Origin of the sequence: Bradyrhizobium sp. SSBR45G (genome assembly GCF_030159255.1) — a bacterium.
Taxonomy (GTDB): domain Bacteria; phylum Pseudomonadota; class Alphaproteobacteria; order Rhizobiales; family Xanthobacteraceae; genus Bradyrhizobium.
This window is the reverse complement of record NZ_BSCT01000021.1, coordinates 1-19759: the sequence shown is the minus strand read 5'-3', so window position 1 is coordinate 19759 and position 19759 is coordinate 1. Positions and strand designations below refer to the sequence as shown.

At 66.1% G+C, this 19759-nt stretch carries 16 protein-coding genes; 6 read left to right on the top strand and 10 right to left on the bottom strand.

Features of this window, described 5'->3' with window-relative positions:
- Nucleotides 1-113: 113 nt before the first annotated feature.
- A complete protein-coding gene (locus QQL87_RS22415; protein WP_284420968.1) occupies nt 114-1163 on the top strand; it encodes an AraC family transcriptional regulator in 1050 nt (349 codons plus the stop codon).
- Between the two features lie 28 nt (nt 1164-1191).
- Here QQL87_RS22415 and QQL87_RS22410 read toward each other — a convergent pair whose 3' ends face one another.
- Nucleotides 1192-1647, bottom strand: coding sequence for a nuclear transport factor 2 family protein (locus QQL87_RS22410; RefSeq protein WP_284420969.1), 456 nt, complete (start codon nt 1645-1647; stop codon nt 1192-1194).
- Between the two features lie 41 nt (nt 1648-1688).
- Entirely contained in the window at nt 1689-2489 is an 801-nt protein-coding gene (gene thiD, locus QQL87_RS22405; RefSeq protein ID WP_284420970.1) for a bifunctional hydroxymethylpyrimidine kinase/phosphomethylpyrimidine kinase, read from the bottom strand.
- Nucleotides 2490-2610: 121 nt separating this feature from the next.
- Between thiD and QQL87_RS22400 the strand changes: the two genes are divergently transcribed.
- The gene (locus QQL87_RS22400; protein ID WP_284420971.1) at nt 2611-2856 is read left to right on the top strand and encodes an Lrp/AsnC ligand binding domain-containing protein; all 246 of its coding nucleotides are present in this window, start codon (nt 2611-2613) and stop codon (nt 2854-2856) included.
- Between the two features lie 350 nt (nt 2857-3206).
- Nucleotides 3207-4274 (top strand): helix-turn-helix domain-containing protein, encoded by a 1068-nt coding sequence (locus tag QQL87_RS22395; RefSeq protein ID WP_502871203.1) that lies wholly within the window; start codon nt 3207-3209, stop codon nt 4272-4274.
- On the opposite strand, the gene QQL87_RS22390 is transcribed toward QQL87_RS22395, so the two are convergent.
- A complete protein-coding gene (locus QQL87_RS22390; RefSeq protein ID WP_284420972.1) occupies nt 4228-6735 on the bottom strand; it encodes a bifunctional diguanylate cyclase/phosphodiesterase in 2508 nt (835 codons plus the stop codon). The genes QQL87_RS22395 and QQL87_RS22390 overlap by 47 nt on opposite strands.
- A 237-nt stretch (nt 6736-6972) precedes the next feature.
- Here QQL87_RS22390 and QQL87_RS22385 point away from each other — a divergent pair, with 237 nt between their 5' ends.
- Entirely contained in the window at nt 6973-8133 is a 1161-nt protein-coding gene (locus tag QQL87_RS22385; protein ID WP_284420973.1) for an ABC transporter substrate-binding protein, read from the top strand.
- A 21-nt stretch (nt 8134-8154) separates the two neighbouring features.
- Here QQL87_RS22385 and QQL87_RS22380 read toward each other — a convergent pair whose 3' ends face one another.
- The 7 genes from QQL87_RS22380 to murJ form a co-directional block, all read right to left on the bottom strand.
- Nucleotides 8155-9075 carry a c-type cytochrome gene (locus tag QQL87_RS22380; RefSeq protein WP_284420974.1) on the bottom strand — a complete coding sequence of 307 codons (921 nt, stop codon included), beginning with the start codon at nt 9073-9075 and terminating at the stop codon, nt 8155-8157.
- Nucleotides 9076-9254: 179 nt separating this feature from the next.
- Nucleotides 9255-9704: a c-type cytochrome gene (locus QQL87_RS22375; protein WP_284420975.1), complete on the bottom strand. Its 450-nt coding sequence runs from the start codon at nt 9702-9704 to the stop codon at nt 9255-9257.
- Between the two features lie 130 nt (nt 9705-9834).
- On the bottom strand, nt 9835-12144 hold the full coding sequence (locus tag QQL87_RS22370; protein ID WP_284420976.1) for a xanthine dehydrogenase family protein molybdopterin-binding subunit: 2310 nt from the start codon (nt 12142-12144) through the stop codon (nt 9835-9837).
- 192 nt (nt 12145-12336) lie between these two features.
- Nucleotides 12337-13302: a DUF1775 domain-containing protein gene (locus tag QQL87_RS22365; RefSeq protein WP_284420977.1), complete on the bottom strand. Its 966-nt coding sequence runs from the start codon at nt 13300-13302 to the stop codon at nt 12337-12339.
- A 59-nt stretch (nt 13303-13361) separates the two neighbouring features.
- A complete protein-coding gene (locus tag QQL87_RS22360; protein ID WP_284420978.1) occupies nt 13362-15536 on the bottom strand; it encodes a TonB-dependent receptor family protein in 2175 nt (724 codons plus the stop codon).
- Nucleotides 15537-15577: 41 nt separating this feature from the next.
- Nucleotides 15578-15964 (bottom strand): DUF2946 family protein, encoded by a 387-nt coding sequence (locus tag QQL87_RS22355; RefSeq protein ID WP_284420979.1) that lies wholly within the window; start codon nt 15962-15964, stop codon nt 15578-15580.
- Between the two features lie 116 nt (nt 15965-16080).
- Nucleotides 16081-17610: a murein biosynthesis integral membrane protein MurJ gene (gene murJ, locus QQL87_RS22350; protein ID WP_284420980.1), complete on the bottom strand. Its 1530-nt coding sequence runs from the start codon at nt 17608-17610 to the stop codon at nt 16081-16083.
- Between the two features lie 246 nt (nt 17611-17856).
- Here murJ and QQL87_RS22345 point away from each other — a divergent pair, with 246 nt between their 5' ends.
- Entirely contained in the window at nt 17857-18081 is a 225-nt protein-coding gene (locus QQL87_RS22345) for a hypothetical protein (RefSeq protein WP_284420981.1), read from the top strand.
- Nucleotides 18082-18504: 423 nt separating this feature from the next.
- Nucleotides 18505-18777 (top strand): hypothetical protein, encoded by a 273-nt coding sequence (locus QQL87_RS22340; protein WP_284420982.1) that lies wholly within the window; start codon nt 18505-18507, stop codon nt 18775-18777.
- Nucleotides 18778-19759: the final 982 nt, after the last annotated feature.

Below are 19759 nucleotides of genomic sequence, written 5' to 3'. Positions count from 1 at the left end.
GCGCTCCGACGAATTTCGTATCGCGATCGCCGATCCCTGATGCTATGCAATCTCATGTGCACCTGCACAATGATCCGAGGACGCCAAAGCACTGGCTCCAGAAGGCCAAGGGGATGGCTCAGCAACAGCGAACCACATCGTCGGCATGGATGCGCGGCGTCGCAACGACGCTGCAGGAGCAAGGCCTCGATGCAGCCGCGCTGTTCGCCGAGGTCGGCCTGTCGATCGAGGATCTCGATGATTGCGATCGCCGCTGGCCGACGGAGGCGCTGAGCCGATTGTGGGCGCTGGCGGCGGAGCGCTCGGGCAATCCGGACATCGGGCTCGCAAAACGCGACGCGCCGCGGCCCGACCACTACGGCGTTGCGGGCTATGCGATGATGTCCAGCCCCGATCTGCAGACCGGGCTGGCTCGCCTGATCCGCTACATGTGTCTCGTCAGCGACGCCGTGACCATCACGCTCGAACCCGGTCAGGGCGGCCGCTGGGTGCGCACCGACGTGTTCGGCGGCGAATGTCCGATTCCACGGCAGCGCTATGACTATGGTGTCGTCAATCTGCTGAATCTCTGCCGCTGGATGCTCGACCGGCGGCTGACGCCCCTCTCCACCCGCTTCACGCATGCGGTGCCGCTCTCGATCGCGGCCTACAACGCCGCCTTCCAGTCACCGCTCGAGTTCGACGCCCCGTTCAACGGCTTCCTGGTGTCCGATCAGGATCTCGCCTGCAAGCTGACGACCTCCGCGCCCGAGCTCATCGCGATTCACGACCGCATCGCCGACGAGGCGCTGGAGCGGCTGGTCAAGACCGATACCGCGTATCGCGCCCGCGCCGCGATCGCCAAGCTGCTGCCCGATGGCAGCCCGCTGCGCTCAGCCATCGCGGCCGCGCTCGGTCTCAGCGATCGCACGTTCCAGCGCCGGCTTGCCGACGAAGGCCTCTCCTTCAGCGACCTCGTTGACGATGCCAGGCGCGAGCTCGCCCAGCGTCATCTCGCTGATTCCCGCATGACGCTCACCGACATCGGCTATCTGCTCGGCTACGCCGATCAGAGCACGTTCTTCCGCGCCTCCAATCGCTGGTTCGGCGAATCGCCGGGCGAATACCGGTCGCGCATCATGAACGGCCATCAACGCGAGATCGAGGCCGCACATCAGAAGTGAGTGACGACGGGCGGCCCGGAGCGCGACCTCAGAACATGCCGTTTGAATTGGCTGACTGCTCGGGGATCGGCTGCACCGAGTCCCAATGCTCTTCGATCCGGCCGTCCTTCAGGCGGAAGATGTCGACGATCGCATTGCCGCGGGTGCCGGGCTCGCGAATGGCGTGGACGCGCAGGATGACGAAGTCGCCATCGACCAGCACCTTCGTGATCTCGCTATGGGATTGCGGATACTTCGTCTTCAGGAATTCGATGAACTTGCGAAATCCCTCCGGGCCATCCTCGGCGCCCGGATTGTGCTGGATATAGGTCCCGAGATATTTCGAGGCTGCGGCGAAGTCCTTCCGGTTGAGGCCCTGCTCATAGAAGTCGAGCACGATCGCCTTGTTGCGCTCCTCCTCGGGGGAATAAGCGCGCTCGGCCATGGCCGGCGCGGCAAGCGCTCCGACCGCAGCAATCGTCAGGGGGATCAGGAAACGCAGCATGTTTTGGAGTCCTCTGCTGATCGACGAGACATCGCACCGTCTCAATAGAACCGGTACAAATGATGCACCGGGCCGTGGCCGTGTCCGACCGTGAAGCGATCGGCGGCAGCGATGGCGCCGGAGATGAACGCCTTGGCATGGCGCACGGCAGCCTCCAGGTCCTCGCCCTTGGCAAGCCCGGCGGCGACCGCCGACGACAATGAGCAGCCGGTGCCATGGGTGTTGCTGGTGGCGACGCGCGGCGCCGGGAGGGCAAGGGTGATCCCTGACGTGATCAGGTAATCGGTGCTCTCGGCGCCCTGCCCGTGCCCGCCCTTGATCAGCACGGCCGGACAGCCGAGCGCCAGCAGCCGGCGGCCCTGCGCCGCGATCTCCGCGTCCGAGGTCGCGACCGGCTCGTCCAGCAAGGCCGCGGCCTCGGGCAGGTTCGGCGTGATCAGCGACGCCTGCGGGATCAGCCGGCTGCGCAGCGCCGCGATCGCGTCCTCCGGCAGCAGCCGGGCGCCTGAGGTCGCGACCATCACCGGATCGAGCACGACGTGGCCAGGCTGCCGGCGCGCGAGGCTGGCGCTGATGGCGTCGGCGATCGGCGCCTGCGCCACCATGCCGATCTTGACCGCGCCGACCGAGAGATCGTCGAACACGGCATCGATCTGCGCGGTGACGAACGCGGGCGGAACCAGATGAACGCCGGTCACGCCCGTCGTGTTCTGGGCGGTCAGCGCGGTGATGACCGAGGCGCCATAGACGGACAGCGCCGCAAAGGTCTTCAGGTCCGCCTGGATGCCGGCTCCTCCCGAGGAGTCCGATCCGGCGATGGTCAGGGCGACGGGGGTGCTCATCCCCTCTCCTAGCCCGGGCCGGCCACGCCCGGCAAGCAGGCCGGGTCACCTCAGAAAGCGTATCGACTTCGTCCGAAAACGCTATATTGAGGCCCCGAACGCCTTCCGGAGACCGCCCGCAATGGTACCTTTCTTCGTCCAGATCAAGTGCAAGCTCGGCCAGTCCTACGTCGTGGCCAATGCGCTGGCCGAGGCCGAGATCGCATCGGAGATCTATTCCACGGCCGGCAATTTCGACCTGCTGGTGAAGTTCTACGTCGACAAGGACACCGATATCGGCCACTTCGTGAACGAGAAGGTCCAGGTGCTGCCTGGCATCCAGGACACCCACACCATCATCACGTTCAAGGCATTCAGCGCCAGCTAGCGGCCCGCGCGAGAAAGGCGCCCGCCGTTGCCGACGGGCGCCGAGCTTCAAAAATCCAACAAGCATGGTTTCGTCATGAAAGACGGTGGCTGATCGGACGATGCAGAGAGTGATCGCGATCGCCGCGATTCCTCCAGGCTCCCGTCCAATCAGCGCGCGGCAAGGAAAGCCGGACTCCTCGTTCGCGAGGGGCATTGGGGACCGTCGAGGCGCCCGGCTTTCCTCTTTCGCAACTTGGCGATAGACCCTATAGGCGGTGCGGGGCGCGCCGGGTCAAGACGAGCGACCGGGTCGAGACGATCGATCAAGAGGTTGAGACGAAAGCTCAAGACGAGTCTGCGGCGCGTAGCGTGAAGAGTGACATCCAGACTGTTTCGTCCCCGCTGCCGAGCTACGGCTTCTCAGCCGCGCAGATGGACACCGAGACCAACATCGCAGCGTGGCGTGAGGCCACCTCGACGTTCTTCGACGTCGACGAGTTCGCCGCAGACGGCGCCACGCCGTTCTACGCCGATGTCCTGTCCTACGCGCTCGGTTCCGTGCTGCTGGGATCGGCCCGGGCCAGCGGCCAGCGCTTCCGGCGCTCCGCCGAGACGATCGCCCGCAGCGGCGTCGATCACATCATCCTGCAGCTCTACGTGACGGGCGGCTATCAGGGTGTCGCAGGCGACCGCCCGATCCGGGTCGAGGCCGGCGATCTCTGCGTGCTCGACCTGGCGCAGACCCTCGAGACGCGCGCGAGCGCCTTCAAGAACGTCACGATGGTCGTCCCGCGCCCGATGTTCGACGCCCGGCTGCTGCAGGTCGATGATCTGCACGGGCTCGTGCTGCCGCGCGGCGGCGCCATGGCCCCGCTGCTGGCGCGGCATTTCGGCGCACTGCTCGATTGCGCGCCACGCATGAGCTTCGACGAGTGCCAGGCCGTGATCGACGGCACGATTTCGCTGATCTCGGCGTGCCTGCGCGGCGAGCTCGAACGCCGCGATGTCGACCGCAGCACGACGGCGGATGCGTCGCTGCTCCGGATCCGGCGATATATCGAGCAGCAGCTGTCCAGCGCCGAGCTCAGCGCCGACGCCGTGGCGCTGCATTTCGGCCTGTCGCGCGCGTCGCTGTATCGGCTGTTCGCCCCGATCGGCGGCATCGCCGACTACATCCGCAGCCGTCGCCTGCACCGGGCCTTCTTCGACCTGGCCGCGGCCGGATCGCGCAACGTGCGGATCAGCGAGGTGGCGCGGCGCTGGCAGCTCGGCACCGACGCGCATTTCACGCGGCTGTTCAAGGCCGCCTACGGCATCACGCCGAGCGCGGCGCGCGAATCCGCCATGCTCGGCCTGCCGCTCGACTCCGATGCCGAGCCGGCCTCGCCGCTCAGCCGTTGGATGCGAGGGATAGCAGCGCCCCGGACCGGGGAATGAGCGCGACCACCGCGGACGGGCGGGGATCGACGTCCTCCGACGCCTCGGCATCGAGCTCCGCCTGATCCCGCTGCTCCGGCCCCCGCGTGATCTCCAGATGCTTCTCGAGCTGCTCGACCGGCATCGGCCGGCCCAGCAGATAGCCCTGCGCGAAGTTGACCCCGAGCGCGCGCAGCTGGACGAGCTGCTCCTCGGTCTCGACGCCCTCGGCCGTGATCTGGATGCCGAGCCCGCGTGCCAGGGTCACCACCGAGGAGATGACGGCCGCGCTCTCGTTGCGCACGCTCAGATTGGCGACGAAGGATTTGTCGATCTTGATCTTGTTGAACGGGAACGCCGTCAGCGAGCGCAGCGACGAATAGCCGGTGCCGAAATCATCGAGCGCCAGCGAGATGCCGAGGCCCTTCAGCCGGTCGATGAAACTCTCGTTCTCGGCCGCGCGTTCCAGCAGCACGGACTCGGTGATCTCGATCTCGAGACGCTTGGGATCGAGGCCGGAGCGCGACAGCGCCGACTGGATGACGTCGAACAGCTCAGCCTGCTTGAACTGGACCGGAGAGAGATTGACCGCGACCTTGACGTCGTCGGGCCACGCCGTCGCATCGTCGCAGGCCCTGCCGATGATCCACTCGCCGAGCGGCACGATCAGGCCGGTCGATTCCGCCAGCGGGATGAACTTGTCCGGCGGCACCAGCCCCTTGACCGGGTGGCGCCAGCGCACCAGCGCCTCGACGCCGCGGCGCTCGCCGGTGTCGGCGTCGTAGAACGGCTGATAGTGCACTTCGAACTGGCACTGCGCGATGGCGTCGCGCAGATCGCCCTCGAGCGTGTTGCGGGCCTCGAGCTCGGCCGACATCGCATCGTCATAGAGCGTGTAGCAGCTGCGGCCGGCGGATTTCGAGCGATACAGCGCGAGGTCGGCCTTCTTGAGCAGATGCTCCTGGTCGCGGCCGTGTTCCGGCGCGAGCGAGATGCCGATGCTGGTGCCGATCTCGACCCGCTGCCCGCCGAGCTGGAACGGCTCGGCGATCAGCCTGGTGATCCGCTGCGCCAGCTCGATCGCGGCCGCACGCTGGTCGTCGAAGCCGCCCTGGATCAGCGCGAACTCGTCGCCGCCGAGCCGTGCCAGCACGTCCTCGTCGCGCAGCTGCGATCTCAGGCGCTGGGCGACCTGCACCAGGAGCTCGTCGCCGGCGCCATGGCCGAGCGAATCGTTGACGTTCTTGAAGCGGTCGAGATCGAGCAGGAAGACGGTGAAGCGGCCGATCTTATCGTCGTTGATGCGCTCCATCTCCTCGAGGAAGAAGGCGCGGTTGGCGAGCCCGGTCAGCGCATCGGTCTGCGCAAGCTCGAGCACGCGGCGGTTGGCGAGCGCGAGCTGCTGGGCGTTGCGGCTCGACAGCGCGAGATAGACCGCCAGGAAGATCGTCGTCGCCACGCCGGCCGCATACAGCGCCAGCGCGCGGTTATGGCTGGCCATCAGGCCTCCGCCGGCGGGGGCGGCCTGAAACACCCAGTCGGCATCGCCGATGCGCAAGGTTGTCGACCAGATGTTGGGATCGCTCGGCCAGCGCTGCGGGTCCACGCCAGAGGCATTGATGACGCGCTCCGGCGGCAGCAGATTGATCTGAAGCGCGGGACTGTTGGGATTGTTCGCGCGCACCGACTGCAGCAGCATCGGCAGATCGAACACGCCGACGATGAAGCCTGAGAGATTGCGGCGGCGATCGGCGACCGTGGTGCGCGATGTCCCCTTGGCATAGACGGGGATGCCGATCATGACGGCGTTGTTGCGCTCATTCTGATTGATCAGGTTCTGGCGCGTCCGCAGCGCGCCGATCATGTCATAGTCGCGCGACTGCTCCAGCACCGCGCGATGATCGGGGATGCTCCAATAGTCGAGGCCGTAGACCGGCGACGTCTTCGCCTCGGTGGAGAAGTACACCGGATAGTACTCATCACTCTCCGGCGCGACCGTGCCATCCGGATAGGACTTGATGCGGAAGGCGGGGACACCATCGGTGATCGCGGCCGCCTCGTACTCGCCGCGCTCCTTGCGCTTGATCCGCGGCAGCCAGGCGAGCCGCAGCATGCCGCGATGCGCCTCGAACAGGCGCGCGCTGAAGGTCTGGTATTCGCTGCGGGTGATGTCGTCGTTGGCGGATTCAAATCGCGTGCGCAGCGCGGTCAGCCGGCTGACATATTCGTTGACGCCGTTCTGGACCAGGATCGCCTGCGCTTCGGCCACGCCCTCGAAATCGGTGCGCGCCAGCCGGTTTTCCCAGCGGCCGACGGCCACCGTACCGGCGATCGACAGAACGACGCCGACGCATGCGGCGATGATCGCAGGTCGATACAGGCGGTATCGCGATAGCGACGCGCGCAGCCTCTCGCGCCCGCTACCGCTGCGAGCGCCATCATGTTCCTGCAGCGTCGGTGCGCTGTACTCTTCAACCTGCAATATGGCCCCCGCCAAACGGCTGCCCGTCATTACACATGGCCCGATGCTCGACCTCCGAAGTTAAGGACGGTCAAAGATGATCCGTTGTGGAGTACCAGAAACCGAGGCTTGGTTAACGACTGGCTGTTGAAGGCCGCCCAAAACGCGATCAAGCGCGGGATACGTCTTTAGCGAGGTCTTCATTCAACGCGTGTAGGCTGAGTTCTCATCAGGCGTACCCGTGCATCGAAGATCGCAATGAACTGGTTCTCAAGCTTCCGGAAATCCATCGTTCTCATCCTGCTCGCGGGCCTGGTTCCGCTCGCACCGGCTTCGGCCGACGAACTCGGCGTCACCAACGACTCGATCCTGTTCGGCCAGGTTGCGGCGCTGGAAGGTCCATCGGCGGCACTTGGCCAGGCGGCCAGGCAGGGCCTGCTCGCCGCCTTCAACGAGCTCAACGCCAAGGGCGGCGTCTACGGCCGTCGTCTGAAGCTGGCGAGCCGCAACGACGGCTATGACCCAGATCGCTCGGTGGTCGAGACCATCAAGCTGATCTACGAGGACAAGGTGTTCGCGCTGATCGGCGCCGTCGGCACGCCGACCGCGATCGCCACCGCGCCGATCGCAGCCTCGAACGACGTCCCCTTCATCGGTCCGGTCTCCGGCGCCGAATTCCTGCGCGCGCCCGAATTCCAGAACATCGTCAACATCCGCGCGAGCTACGCGGCCGAGGCCGAGGCTTCGATCAAGCATCTCACCGAGGAGCTGCGTCTTACCCGCATCGCGATCTTCTATCAGGATGACTCGTTCGGCCGCGACGTGCTGGCCGGCGTCAAGACCCATCTCGATCGCCGTGGTCTGGAGCTCGCTGCCGAAGGAACGTTCGAGCGCAACACCCGCGCCGTCGGCGCGGCGCTCAAGGTGATCCGGCGCGCCGAGCCCGAAGCCGTCATCCTGGTCGGCACCTATGGTCCGTGCGCCGAGTTCATCAAGATGGCGCATCGCTCGGGCTTCAACCCGACCTTCACGGCGGTGTCCTTCGTCGGCGGCAATGCGCTCGCCAAGGAGCTCGGCTCGGAGGGCCGCGGCGTCATCGTCTCCGAGGTGGTACCGTTCCCTTGGGACACCGACCGCCGCATCGTCGCCGACTACCAGGCCGCGATGAAAGCGCTCGATCCGAGCCAGACGCCCGACTTCATCGGGCTCGAGGGCTACATCACCGGCCGCCTGGTCGCGCGCGCCCTGGCGATGACCGGCCCGAACCCGACGCGCGCCGAGCTGCTGCGCATCATCAACGAGGTCGGCCAGTTCGACATCGGCGGCCTCGTCGTCAGCTTCGGCAGCGCGCGCAAGGACAACCCGCCGCCGGTCTCGCTGACGGTGATCCAGGGCGATGGCAGCTTCAAGCCGATCTAGCGGCTCTCTCAGCTCGCCGGCTTAGCTCGCAGGTTTCTTGGGCTTCGGCGGGCCTTCGACCGGCGGCAGCGATTTCAGATAGATCGCCATCGCCTTGCGATCCTCCGGCGTCAGCTGCGAAGTGTTGCGGATGACGCGCGCCATCGAGCCGCCGGCGCTGTCGCCGTCGGGCAGCTGTCCGGTCTCGAGGAAATAGCTGATATCGCTCTCGCCCCAGTCCGACAGGCCCTTCTGGGTGATGTTCGGCACGAAGCCGTGACCTTCCGGATCGGGCCCGCCGGCAAGGCGCTGCGCCGTCTTGATGCCGCCGAGCAGATTGCGCGGGCTGTGGCACTCGGCGCAGTGCCCGAGCGTATTGACCAGATAGGCGCCGCGATTCCACTCCGCCGGGCGCGACGCGTCGGCAACGAACGGCTTGTCGTCGAAGAACAGCAGCTTCCAGACACCGACGGTGCGGCGGATGTTGAACGGGAACGGCAGATCGTGGGCCCGCGAGGCGCCGGCGACCGGCGGCAAGGTCTTCATGTAGGCGAAGAGATCTCTGACATCATCGACCTTCGCGGCCGCGTAGGAGGTATAGGGAAACGCCGGATAGTAGTGGCTGCCGCCCGGCGACACGCCCTTGACGACCGCATTCACGAACTGGGCCTCGCTCCAGCGCCCGATACCATCGTTCGGATCGGGCGAGATGTTCGGCGCATAGAAGGTCCCGAACGGCGATTCCAGCGGCAGGCCGCCACCGAGCTTGAGGCGATCCGGCTGGTTCGGCACCGCATGGCAGGACGAGCAGCCGCCGATGTTGAACATCTCCTGGCCGTTGGCGAGATCGGGCGCCCGCGTGGCGGCCGCGAGCGTGACCGTCGACGGCTGCGTCAACCACCAGAACACCGCGAGTCCGGCGGCGCCAAGCACACACAGGGCAAGCAGGAGGCGTCGTAGCATGGTGGCTCCGTCACAGCAGGGAGGGACGTATCAGTCCGCAGTCGGCGCGGCGGGATACGATATGACGCCCACGCGGCGCGAACAAACCGGACGCGACCAAAGGGGAGCGAGACGAACGAGGCGAACACGAATGAGGGCGAACGCGACGCCGCGTCCGCCCTCATCGATGTAACGTCGGATCAGCTGTTCTTGAGACGGAAGGTCTCGTGGCAGCCGCCGCACTCCTTGCCGATCCCCGGCGCGGTCGCCTTCAGGCTGTCGAGATCCTTGATCTTCGCCTTGGCCTCGGTGACGACCTTGGCGAAGCTCTCGATCTTGGTCTTGAAGCCGGCCTGGTCTTCCCAGATCTTCGGCGACGGACCGTAGTCGCCTTCGAACTTGGCGCCCTTCAGGCTGGCCGGATACATCGTCGGCAGCTTCTTGGCGGTCTCGTCGAGCTGGGCCAGAGCGGCATTGACGGCGGCCTGGTCATACGGCTTCTCGCCCTTGACCATGGCGATCAGGACACCGCCGAGGTTCTTGGCGTTCGCCTTCATGGTGTCCTGGCTCTGCTTGACCAGATTGTCCTGTGCCATCACGGCGCCGGCCCCCAGCAGCAACGCTGCTGCTACCACGACAGTCCGCTTCATCAATTCGCTCCTTTGTTGTCACAATCCGTCCAGCCCACCTGAACGGGTTGTCTCTGTTCGGTCAACCCCTGTTCCGGCGGGTTATTCCGGAATTGAGGCGGATATCGGAGAGTGCTGCGAGATAGAGTCCTCAGAGACTGTGACGGCGGTGCTGCTCCCGGATCGCGATCCAGACCCGCTCAGGCGTCGCCGGCATGTCGATGTGATCGATCTTGTACTCGCGCCAGAGGGCTTCGACGATCGCGTTGACGACGGCCGGACAAGAGCCGATCGCGCCCGCCTCGCCCGCGCCCTTGACGCCCATCGGATTGGTCTTGCAGGGCACGTTGTGGGTCTCGAAGGTGAAGGACGGCGCGTCGGCCGCGCGCGGCAGCGCATAGTCCATGAAGCTGCCGGTGACGAGCTGCGCATCCGAATTGCTGTAGACCACCTGCTCCATCAGCGCCTGACCGATGCCCTGCACCGCGCCGCCATGGACCTGGCCGGCCAGCAGCAGCGGATTCAACGTCACGCCGAAATCGTCGACGATCACGTAGTTGACGATCTTGATGATGCCGGTGGCCGGATCGAGCTCGATCTCGGCGACATGGGTGCCGTTCGGATAGGTGCCGTCGGCGCTGGCGAAGGTGGCGCTGCCGTTGAGCTTGGCGGGATCGACGCCGGGCCGCTTGGCGAGATCGGCGAACGAGATCGCGCGGTCGGTGCCGGCGACGCGGATCACGCCGTCGGCGATCTCGAGATCGCCCAAGCCCGCCTCGAGCGCTTCGGCCGCAATCTGCTTGAGCTTGTCGCCGAGCTCATGGGTGGCGCGCTGCACGCTGACGCCGCCGGAGGGAATCGAGGCCGAGCCGCCGGTGCCGAGGCCGGTCGCGATTTCGGCGGTGTCGCCCTGATGGATGTGGACGCGCTCCGGCGACAGGCCGAACTGCTCGGCGACGATCTGCGCATAGGCCGTCTGATGGCCCTGCCCGCTCGACTGCGTGCCGATCAGGATGGTGACGTCGCCATTGGGATCGAGCCGCACATTGGCGGTCTCCTCGCCCATCGTGCCGCAGACCTCGACATAGCTCGCCAGCCCGATGCCGCGGATGAGGCCGTCCTTCTTCGCCGCCTTGGCGCGCTTGGAAAAATCCTTCCACTCCGCGATCTCCATCGCGCGCTTGAGATGCGCGTTGAAGTCGCCGGAATCATAGACCTTGCCGGTCGCGGTCTTGTACGGCAGCGCGCGCGGCGCGATGAAGTTCTTGCGCCTGACCGCATCAACGCTGAGGTCGAGCTTGCGCGCGCAGGCATCGACCAGGCGCTCGATGACATAGGCCGCCTCGGGACGGCCCGCGCCGCGATAGGCGTCAACCGGCACGGTGTGGGTGAAGATCGTGCGCACCCGGCAGTGGAAGGCCTGGATGTCGTAGAGGCCGGGCAGCATGCCGGCGCCGCCATGCGGGATGTAGGGCGCGAAGGTCGAGAGATAGGCGCCCATGTCGCCCATCAGGTCGACGTCCATGGCGAGGAACTTGCCGTCCGCGGCCAGCGCCATCTTCGCGGTGGTGACGTTGTCGCGGCCCTGCGCGTCGCCCATGAAATGCTCGGAGCGGTCGGCGGCCCAGCGCACCGATTTGCGCAGCTGCTTGGCTGCGACCGCGAGCAGCGCGTATTCGCGATAGGGAAACAGCTTGGTGCCGAAGCCGCCGCCGACGTCGGGGCAGATCACCCGCATCTTCTCGGTCGGCATCTTCAGGATGTTCTGGCAGAGAATGTCGCGCAGCCGGTGGCTGCCCTGGCTGCCCGCCGTCAAGGTCAGATGGTCGCGCTTGGCGTCGTATTCGCAGACGGCGGCGCGCGTCTCCATGAAGCTCGCCACGACGCGCGGATTGACGATGCGGATCTCGGCGACGGCATGCGCCTTGGCAAAGGCGGCCTCGACCGCGGACTTGTCGCCGATCGCAACGTCGAACAGCACATTGCCCTTGTGCTCGGCCCAGACCTGCGGCGCGTCCGGCTTGATCGCATTCACGACGCCGGTCACCGCCGGCAAGGTCGTCCACTCGACCTTGATCGCCTCCAGCGCATCGCGCGCGTGATCGAGCGTGTCGGCGACGACGAAGGCGACGGCATCGCCGACGTGGCGCACCTCGTCCTTGGCCAGGATCGGATAAACAGGCGCGGTGAACGGATCGGTCTCGAGGTTGAACAGGCACGGCAGGCCGCCGAGTTCCGCGGTATCAGCGGCGGTCAGGATCAGCGCCACGCCCGGCAGCTCCCGCGCCGCGGTGACGTCGATGGTGAATTTGGCATGGGCGTGCGGCGAGCGCAGCACCAGGGCATGCAGGGCGGCCGATGGCGCGAGATCGTCGGTGTAGCGGCCCTTGCCGCGAATCAGCGCGTCATCCTCTTTGCGGAGAACGCTCTGTCCCATGCCGAACTTGATTGGAGCTGCCATTCGTTTCACTTCCCGCTGCATTGTCGCGACTGTTGGTGCCATATTGCAGCGGAACGCGAGCCCGCGCAAACGCCAATGGCGTCGCACGGGACCACGATTGGTCAACTCTCGGCCAGATCAGGATCAACTCATGTTGCGTTGCAATCGGGACGGCCCCGGGCCTCCCGCGGCACCGGCCCCCTTCATCTCCCGTCAATGATGCGCATGCTCCGCGGAGCCGCTGGTGCCCTGCTGGCCACCGGGCGCCTGCGCACCGAGACCGAGCACGTCGAGCAGCACGGCCATCTTGCCGGCCCGCTCGAACTGCAGGGTCACCGCCACCGTCTTGCCCTCGACCAGCGGCGCCTTGAGGCCGGTGAGCATCAGATGGATGCCGCCCGACGACAGTGCGACCGTCTGTCCCGCCGGAATCGCCAGCCCCTCCTCCATCGGCCGCATCACCATGACGCCGTCCCGCGTCGACATCTCATGGATCTCGACCGTCTCGGCCACATCGCTGCTGGCCGCGACCAGCCGGTCCGGCTCGCGGCCGGTATTGGTGACGGCGAAATAGCCGGCGCCGACCTTGGCACCGCCGGGCGTGGCGCGGCTCCAGCCGGTGGACACGGTGATGTCGCCCTTCGACACGCCGCGCGGCGGCTCGGCCGCCGTCAGCCGCAGCAGCGGCGCGGGATATTTGAGCGCGTGCGGATCCTGGCCGGGCGCGGCGATCTCGACCCATTTCGCAGCGCCCGTCTCGCAGTCCTGGATCGCCGGAATCGGAAGCACATCGCCGCCCTTGAAGGTGTCGGCGACGAAGCCCGTGAAGGTGAACTCGTCGTAGAAGCCGTCCTCGAGCCGGCCGCTCCAGCTGATCTCCTTGACGCCGTCGCCGAGCTTGAGGCCGTGCATGAAATCATAGGCGCGCGCGTAAGCGCCCTTCTTGACCTCGATGGTCCAGCCGGGCTTCGGCATCGGCTTCACCGCGATCAGGCCTTCCGGCACCTGCACGGTCAGCCGCACCGTCGCGGCCCCCTCGCAGCCATGCGGCACGGCCAGCACGGCCTTGAAGGTCTTGCCGATGCGCGCCTCTGACTTGTCGAGCACGACATGGGCCTGCGCCTGGACGCAAGAGAGTGCGACGGACAGAGCGGCCAGGCCGAGCAGGATCGATTTCACGACAGAGTTCCTTCCAGTGGTCTGCAGACAAGTTTCATGATTGAGCATCGCGCTGATCCTCACAGTTTGTAGCGGAGGCCGGCGTAGACGCCGCGGCCGTTGCCGGGGTTGAACAGGGTCGACGTCGGCGTGGCGCGATCGATGATGCTGGTGGTCGCGATATAGGCCTTGTTGGCGAGGTTGCGGCCCTCGAGATAGGCCGAGAAATTCTTGCCATCGTCATAGGTCGCCTTCAGGCCCCACAGCAGATAGAGGTCGGTGGACAGCGTGTTGGCGCTGTCGACGAAATAGGCCTGCGGCACCCACTCGATGTTGGGACCGAACGCGACACCACTCGGATGCTTGTACAGCAGCTCCGCGCGCAAAAAATGCGGCGGCGCGCCTGGCAGGCGGTTGTTGCCCCAGGTCGCGTCGTTATCGTAGCGGAAGTCGTTGTAGGTGTAGGCGAGATTGAGCCAGACGCGATCGGGCGTATCGCTCTTCACGGCAAGCCCCTTGAGAAGGCTGACGCCAAGGCCCGCCTCGACACCCTGATGGACGGTCTTGTCGGCATTGGTGACGTTGCAATTGCCGAACGACGAGTAGAAGCACTGCAGCTCGTTTTGGATATCGGCGTGGTACAGCGCGAAGTCCCAGGTGACATCCGGCCGGCGGCCGCGCGTTCCGATCTCGTAGGTGGTCGCGGTCTGCGCCTTGATGTCGTAGAAGCGCGTGGCCGCCCCATTGCCCTCGCCGAAGCTCGGCGCTTCGCCGCTGCGCGAGACGTTGGCGAACACCTGCCAGCCCGGATCGACGTCCCAGAGCACGCCGACCTTGGGGCTGAGCAGATCGTAGGTGGCGCGGCCGGCGACGTCGCCATTGAGCGAGAAGTTGACCTGCTGGCTGCGCACGGCGTGCAGGAATTGCGCGCCGGCGATGAACGAAACGCTCGGCACCACGTACCAGGCGTTCTCGCCATAGAGCGTGTAGTTCTCCGGAGTCTGCACCAGCGAGGACATCTGCATGCCCTTGTTGCCGCCGGTGTTGACGAACTGGTTCGCATCCGTGCTGCCGTTCTGGATGTTCAGCCCGACGGTGAAGCGGTTGCGATGGCCGCCGATCTCGCGATCGTCGACCGCGCGCACGAAGCCGCCATAGTCGTGATAGCGGTAGTCGAGCCATTGGAAGATCGGATGCATCAGATGCCGGTCGACGGCGAACACGCCGAACTCGACATCGGTGCTGTCGAGATGCAGCGTCGACTTGTTGGCGACGCGGACGGTGTCGATGTTGCGCTGCCAGTCGTTGAGGACGTTGTTGGCCGCGGCGGTCTGAGGCGAATTGAGCGCGCTGGTCTTGCTGACCTCGCCCGGAATGCGCTGCCGCACCGAGTTGGCATTCAGATAGAAGCGGGTCTCGAAATCCGGCGAGACCTGGTAGCCGAGATTGGCGCTGCCGCGCTCGGCCGTGCCCCAGCTGTGGTCGCGATAGCCGTCCACGCGCGAGGCCGAGCCGGTGACGAAGTAATCCGCCGCGCCATAGACGCCGCCGGTCGAGGCCTGGCCGCGCAGATAGCCGAAGGCGCCGCCGTCGAGCCGGCTCTCGAAGGCCGAGGCATCACGCCCGGTGGGCGTGACGAAATTGACGGCGCCGCCGAGCGAATTGGCGCCATAGCGCAGCGCATTGGCGCCCTTGTAGACCTCGACATAGCGATAGGCGGTCGGGTCGATCTCCTGGAAGTCGCCATAGCCGTCGGCCGTGTTGATCGGCACACCGTCGAGGGTGAGCTGGGTGCCGCGCAGGTGGAAGTTGCGCGACAGGCCGGAGCCGCGAATCGACAGCCTGGTGTCGTCGCCCCATTTCGGCTGCGCGAACACGCCGGGCACGTAGTCCAGCACATCCTTGATGGTCTGCGCGGGCGCGTTCCTGAACGCGGTGTCGGGCACGACGGCGACCGCGCCGGGCGTCTGCTGGATGCGCTGCGTCGCGGCTTGCGTGGTCGGCGAGGTCCGGCTCGGCGCCGGACCGGCGGGAGCAGCGGCGGCGGTCTGCGGCGCGGCGCCGAATCGAGATGCGCGTGTCCTGGCGGCGGAGCGGTCAGTGCTGGCGGGCTTGGCCGGGCGCGCGGCGGTGCGCTTGGCCGGGTCGACCGTGACCATCGGCAAAGTGGTTTCTTGGCGGGCTTGGGAGAAACAGGGGGAAGACAACGTGACAAGGCACGTCGCCGCGCAAAGCGCGGTTACGGAACGGGACATGATGAACCTCTGGACGAACGAAACCGGACGAAAAACCGACGTCAGGCGTTCGCGGGAGGTCCTTGCGACAGTCGCGGTTCACGGAGGCGGGTATCGCGCGCGGCCCAGGCGGCGAAGCTGGCGAGGCGCAGCGCGCTGGCGCGGCGCACCAGCGTTTCCACAGCCGGCGCCGGCACCGGCGCGGCATGGGCGGCAAAGGCACAGACGGCGCAGAAGTCCTTGTGCAGGAGGGCCGGCTTCGGCGTGCTCGTGCCGTGGGCCGCGCCACCGTCCGATTCGGTGCAGATGATGCCGAGATCGCTGGCGGCCGCGGCCGTCATCTGCGCCGACATCAGACCGGCGAGCACCACCTGCAGCGCGATCAGATAGGCGGCCGCAATGCTGACCGCCTTCCTCGCCCACCCTGCACTGTGCCGCCGTCGTCTCACGCCGATCTCTCCCCGGGCAGACCATATGAGCGGCGCTGCGGCGGCGCAAGGCGTAAACGGCGCACGCGCATGACCTATCAGTTCGCGTGCAGGGCACCGTACAGAACGCCGCCACATCAGCGCCGCACCAGCGCCTTGAGCCAGCGTGGGCCGAACAGCACGAGAATGGCTGCTGCGTAGACCACGGCGCCGACCAGGATCAGCAGGCCGAGCACCACCTCGTCCTGCCCGCGGCCGACGAACGCGAGATGCGTCGACGCCAACGAGGACGTCCCCCACAGCACGGCCGCCAGCACCGCGCCGGTGCTGGCGAATTTGAGGAGTGATCTGGTGAGCCGCCGGTCGAAACGGAGATAGCCCTTGTGCGCGGCGAAGCCGAGCACCAGCAGCAGATTGATCCAGGCGCCGATTGCGGTGGCCAGCGCGAGTCCGACCTGCGCCAGCGAGCCCATCAGCAGCACCTTCAGCACGACGTTGACGGTCAGCCCGGTGAGCGAGGCCTTCACCGGCGTCGCGGTGTCCTTGCGCGCATAGAAGGTCGAGACCGCGCTGCGAATCATCACGAACGGAATGAGGCCGACGGCATAGGCCGCGAGCGTGGCGCCAGCGGCCGCCGCATCGCCCTTGGTGAAGGCGCCGCGCGCGAACATCGCGCGCGTGATGACGTCGGGCACGGCGAGGAAGGCGGCGACGAACGGCACCGAGAACAACAGCGTGAACTCGAAGGCGCGGCGCTGCTGCTCCATGGCCCCGTCATGATCACCAGCGGTCAACCGCCGCGACATCTCCGGCAGCAGCACGGTGCCGATGGCGATGCCGATCACGCCGATCGGCAGCTGGTTGAGACGGTCGGCATAGTACAGCGCCGAGATCGCGCCGGCGGGGAGGAACGTCGCGATGATCGTGTCGGCGAACATCGCGACCTGCGTGCCCATCGAGCCCAACGTCGCCGGCCCCAGCGCCTTGAAGAAGGCGCGGATGTCCTCGTCGAGCTTGAGCGGCGCAAAGCGCGGCAGCCCGCCATGACGGGCGAGATCGCCGGCGAGCAGAAAATACTGCAGGAACCCGGAAATGAGGACGCCCCACGCCGCCGCATGGCCGGCGGTCGGAAAGAACACCACGAGCGCGAGCGTCGCCATCATCGCGATGTTGAGGAAGATCGAGGCGGCCGCGGCGCTGGCAAAGCGCTGCATCACGTTGAGCATGCCGCCATACAGCGTCACCAGCGTGATCAGCAGTAGATAGGGAAAGGTGATCCGCGTCAGCGTGATCGCCAGGTCCCGCTGCGTCGGATCGTCGGTGAAGCCGGGCGCCAGGATCGTCATCGCCTGCGGCATGAAGGCCCAGGCGAGGATCAGCAGCACGATCTGGGAGGCCAAGAGCAGCGTGAAGATCCGGTCGGCAAACAGGCTCGCCGAAGCCGGCCCCTTCTCGCCATGGACATGCGCATAGGCCGGCACGAACGCCGCGTTGAACGCCCCCTCGGCAAAGATCGCCCGGAAATGGTTCGGCAGCCGGAACGCAATGAAAAACGCGTCGGCCACCGGCCCAGCGCCAAGGATCGCCGCCAGCATGATGTCGCGGGCAAAGCCGGTGAGCCGAGACAGCAGCGTATAGCCGCCGACAGTGAAGATACGTCCGAGCATGGGGGGCTTGTAGAGGATCGGGGGGCGGGTTTGAAGCGGGGAACGGGGCGCCATCGCGCTTGGGGCCAAAGTGTGGCGGCCGGCTCTCTGCCAGCCTCGCCCCGCTTGCGGGGCAGGCCTATCGCATATGACCGATCTGAGTTTTTCGCGAATCCGTCTCCACGTCGTCATGCCCGGGCTCCGTCCCGGGCATCCACGTCGTTCTCAGCATGCCGGACGACGTGGATGGCCGGGACAAGCCCGGCCATGACGACGAGGAAGCAGTCGAGTGCAAAATCCTGGTCGTCAAATGCGATAGCCCTGGCTTGCGCGGAGAGACCGGATGGCATCGCAGATGACATCCGGGGCCTTGGTTCTGATGTGGGGCATGGTGCTGGCTCAGGAGGCGAGAGCGGTCAGAAGCCTGGCACCGCAGCAACGTTGAAGAAGATCGCCGACGCGCTGCGGATCACGGTTGATGATTTGATCTAGACTTGTCGAAAGCTCCCGCAAGGCCGCAGGAGGATTGGATCCGTCAGCGTGGCATCATGGTGGATTGCGCTCCACCAATACGCCACCGCGCTGAGCGTTCCGGCACTTGCGCATCGTGCCAACGTCAGACATTTGTGCGCCCTTGCCGTATCGGCAGGTGCCCGGCTCGATTGAACGGAGATTCGAGTGCAGACGGAAGAAGACGCCAGACGGGAACTCGAGAGACCCCTTAAGTCTGCGGGTCTCGTCCGCCGCCCGCGCGCTACGCAGGAAGTGCGAATATGGCGCCAGCCGAGCTTCGACCCCGAAAGCTCTTGGACAATAATTGCTGACCAGGGCGAGTGGTTTGTCCGCCGTGTCGTATATCTCCGACGGTCTGCGGCAGGGGAAATTTGGCACGACACGTTTGCCTCGGAGGCTGGCTTGGCCGAGGCAGTCGTATCGTCGCTGTTGCGCGACCTGAGAGCCATCAGCATTCCACCATTCGTCAAGATCAGCGGCATTGGGCTCGACGGCACCACATACGGAATTGAGGCCGGCGGCTACATGGCTGGTGTAAGGTTATCGTGGTGGGGTGAAGGTCCGGAAGAGTGGGGCGCGCTTCGGCTCTGGTACAAAGTCGCGATAGACGTGCTCGAGTCTCACTTGCCGGCGAGTACAACGCCTATGCAGAGACGCCACCCTTGGGTCGAGTGAAACATTGTCGCATGGCGTGTTTCAGCCCCGCCCCTCCGTGGGTGACGTCAAGCCCGGAAACGACGCGGCAGCGCTCTCAAACTTCCGATAAATATAATCCTCTTGCGCTTTTACGGAAATCATGATTGTATCTGCGCATCCCGCCTCATCGCAGAGGGGCGTTGCGCGCGATCGTCACGACACGCGAGGTGGGGATGCGATGGCCGCGAGAGCTCGCAGCATGTCCTCTGGGCGTGCGGACGAACGGGCTGTCACGGACGGTCAAGTCGCGTGGTCCTGGCCTCCCGACGCTGAGGTCAAGTTGGCGCTGATGCTGATGCACGGCGCTGATGACGGTGGCCAAATAGCCGGTGCACCGGGGAGATCGCGAAGCAGCCGTAAGCCCGTCGCGCAGGGAATGCCGGATTGTCGGCTGCACCTGTGGTACCTGCCGCCTGCATTTTGTTCGCAGGCGGGCCATGGGTGAGGCCTTCACCCGGCATTCCCTGCGCCCTCTGCACTCGTGCGAGGGACGAACTGATCGCAACCCTCGGGCATCATTTGCCGCGAGACTGCGTCCCCATGTCGATCGCTGTTTGAGATGTAAAATCGGACTACGAGCAACGCGGCCGTAGGGTGGGCAAAGCAGCCGCCCGCAGGGCGGTCGCGTGCCCACCGCGCATCGGCGTCAGTGGTGGAAATGGTGGGCACGGCGCGCGCTGCAGCGGAGCAAACAACTCACGGCTCGGCGCGCCTTTGCCCACCCTACAGAACTGAGCTGTTGGGCAAGTGCATCGTCCAACCCACCGCCGTCATCCCGGACAAGCCGGCCGGCGCGAAGCGGCGGCGGGCGCAGATCCGGGATCCATACGCCTTGGCGGACGTGTCGGGCAAAGGGCCAATGACCAGCGTGGCCCAAACCGCTCCCTGGGGGTATGGGTCCCGGCCTTCGCCCATAGGCGCTAAAATAGACTTGCGGCGAAGAATCAGTTGTGATTCCAAC

What these genes read in the sequence shown, in the direction of transcription:
- QQL87_RS22400 (WP_284420971.1), top strand. Translation starts at nt 2,611, where the DNA reads ATGGTACCTTTCTTCGTCCAGATCAAGTGCAAGCTCGGCCAGTCCTAC.
- QQL87_RS22415 (WP_284420968.1), top strand. Translation starts at nt 114, where the DNA reads ATGGCTCAGCAACAGCGAACCACATCGTCGGCATGGATGCGCGGCGTC.
- QQL87_RS22370 (WP_284420976.1), bottom strand. Translation starts at nt 12,144, where the DNA reads ATGGCAGCTCCAATCAAGTTCGGCATGGGACAGAGCGTTCTCCGCAAA.
- thiD (WP_284420970.1), bottom strand. Translation starts at nt 2,489, where the DNA reads ATGAGCACCCCCGTCGCCCTGACCATCGCCGGATCGGACTCCTCGGGA.
- QQL87_RS22375 (WP_284420975.1), bottom strand. Translation starts at nt 9,704, where the DNA reads ATGAAGCGGACTGTCGTGGTAGCAGCAGCGTTGCTGCTGGGGGCCGGC.
- QQL87_RS22345 (WP_284420981.1), top strand. Translation starts at nt 17,857, where the DNA reads ATGACGACGAGGAAGCAGTCGAGTGCAAAATCCTGGTCGTCAAATGCG.
- QQL87_RS22360 (WP_284420978.1), bottom strand. Translation starts at nt 15,536, where the DNA reads ATGTCCCGTTCCGTAACCGCGCTTTGCGCGGCGACGTGCCTTGTCACG.
- QQL87_RS22410 (WP_284420969.1), bottom strand. Translation starts at nt 1,647, where the DNA reads ATGCTGCGTTTCCTGATCCCCCTGACGATTGCTGCGGTCGGAGCGCTT.
- murJ (WP_284420980.1), bottom strand. Translation starts at nt 17,610, where the DNA reads ATGCTCGGACGTATCTTCACTGTCGGCGGCTATACGCTGCTGTCTCGG.
- QQL87_RS22380 (WP_284420974.1), bottom strand. Translation starts at nt 9,075, where the DNA reads ATGCTACGACGCCTCCTGCTTGCCCTGTGTGTGCTTGGCGCCGCCGGA.
- QQL87_RS22385 (WP_284420973.1), top strand. Translation starts at nt 6,973, where the DNA reads ATGAACTGGTTCTCAAGCTTCCGGAAATCCATCGTTCTCATCCTGCTC.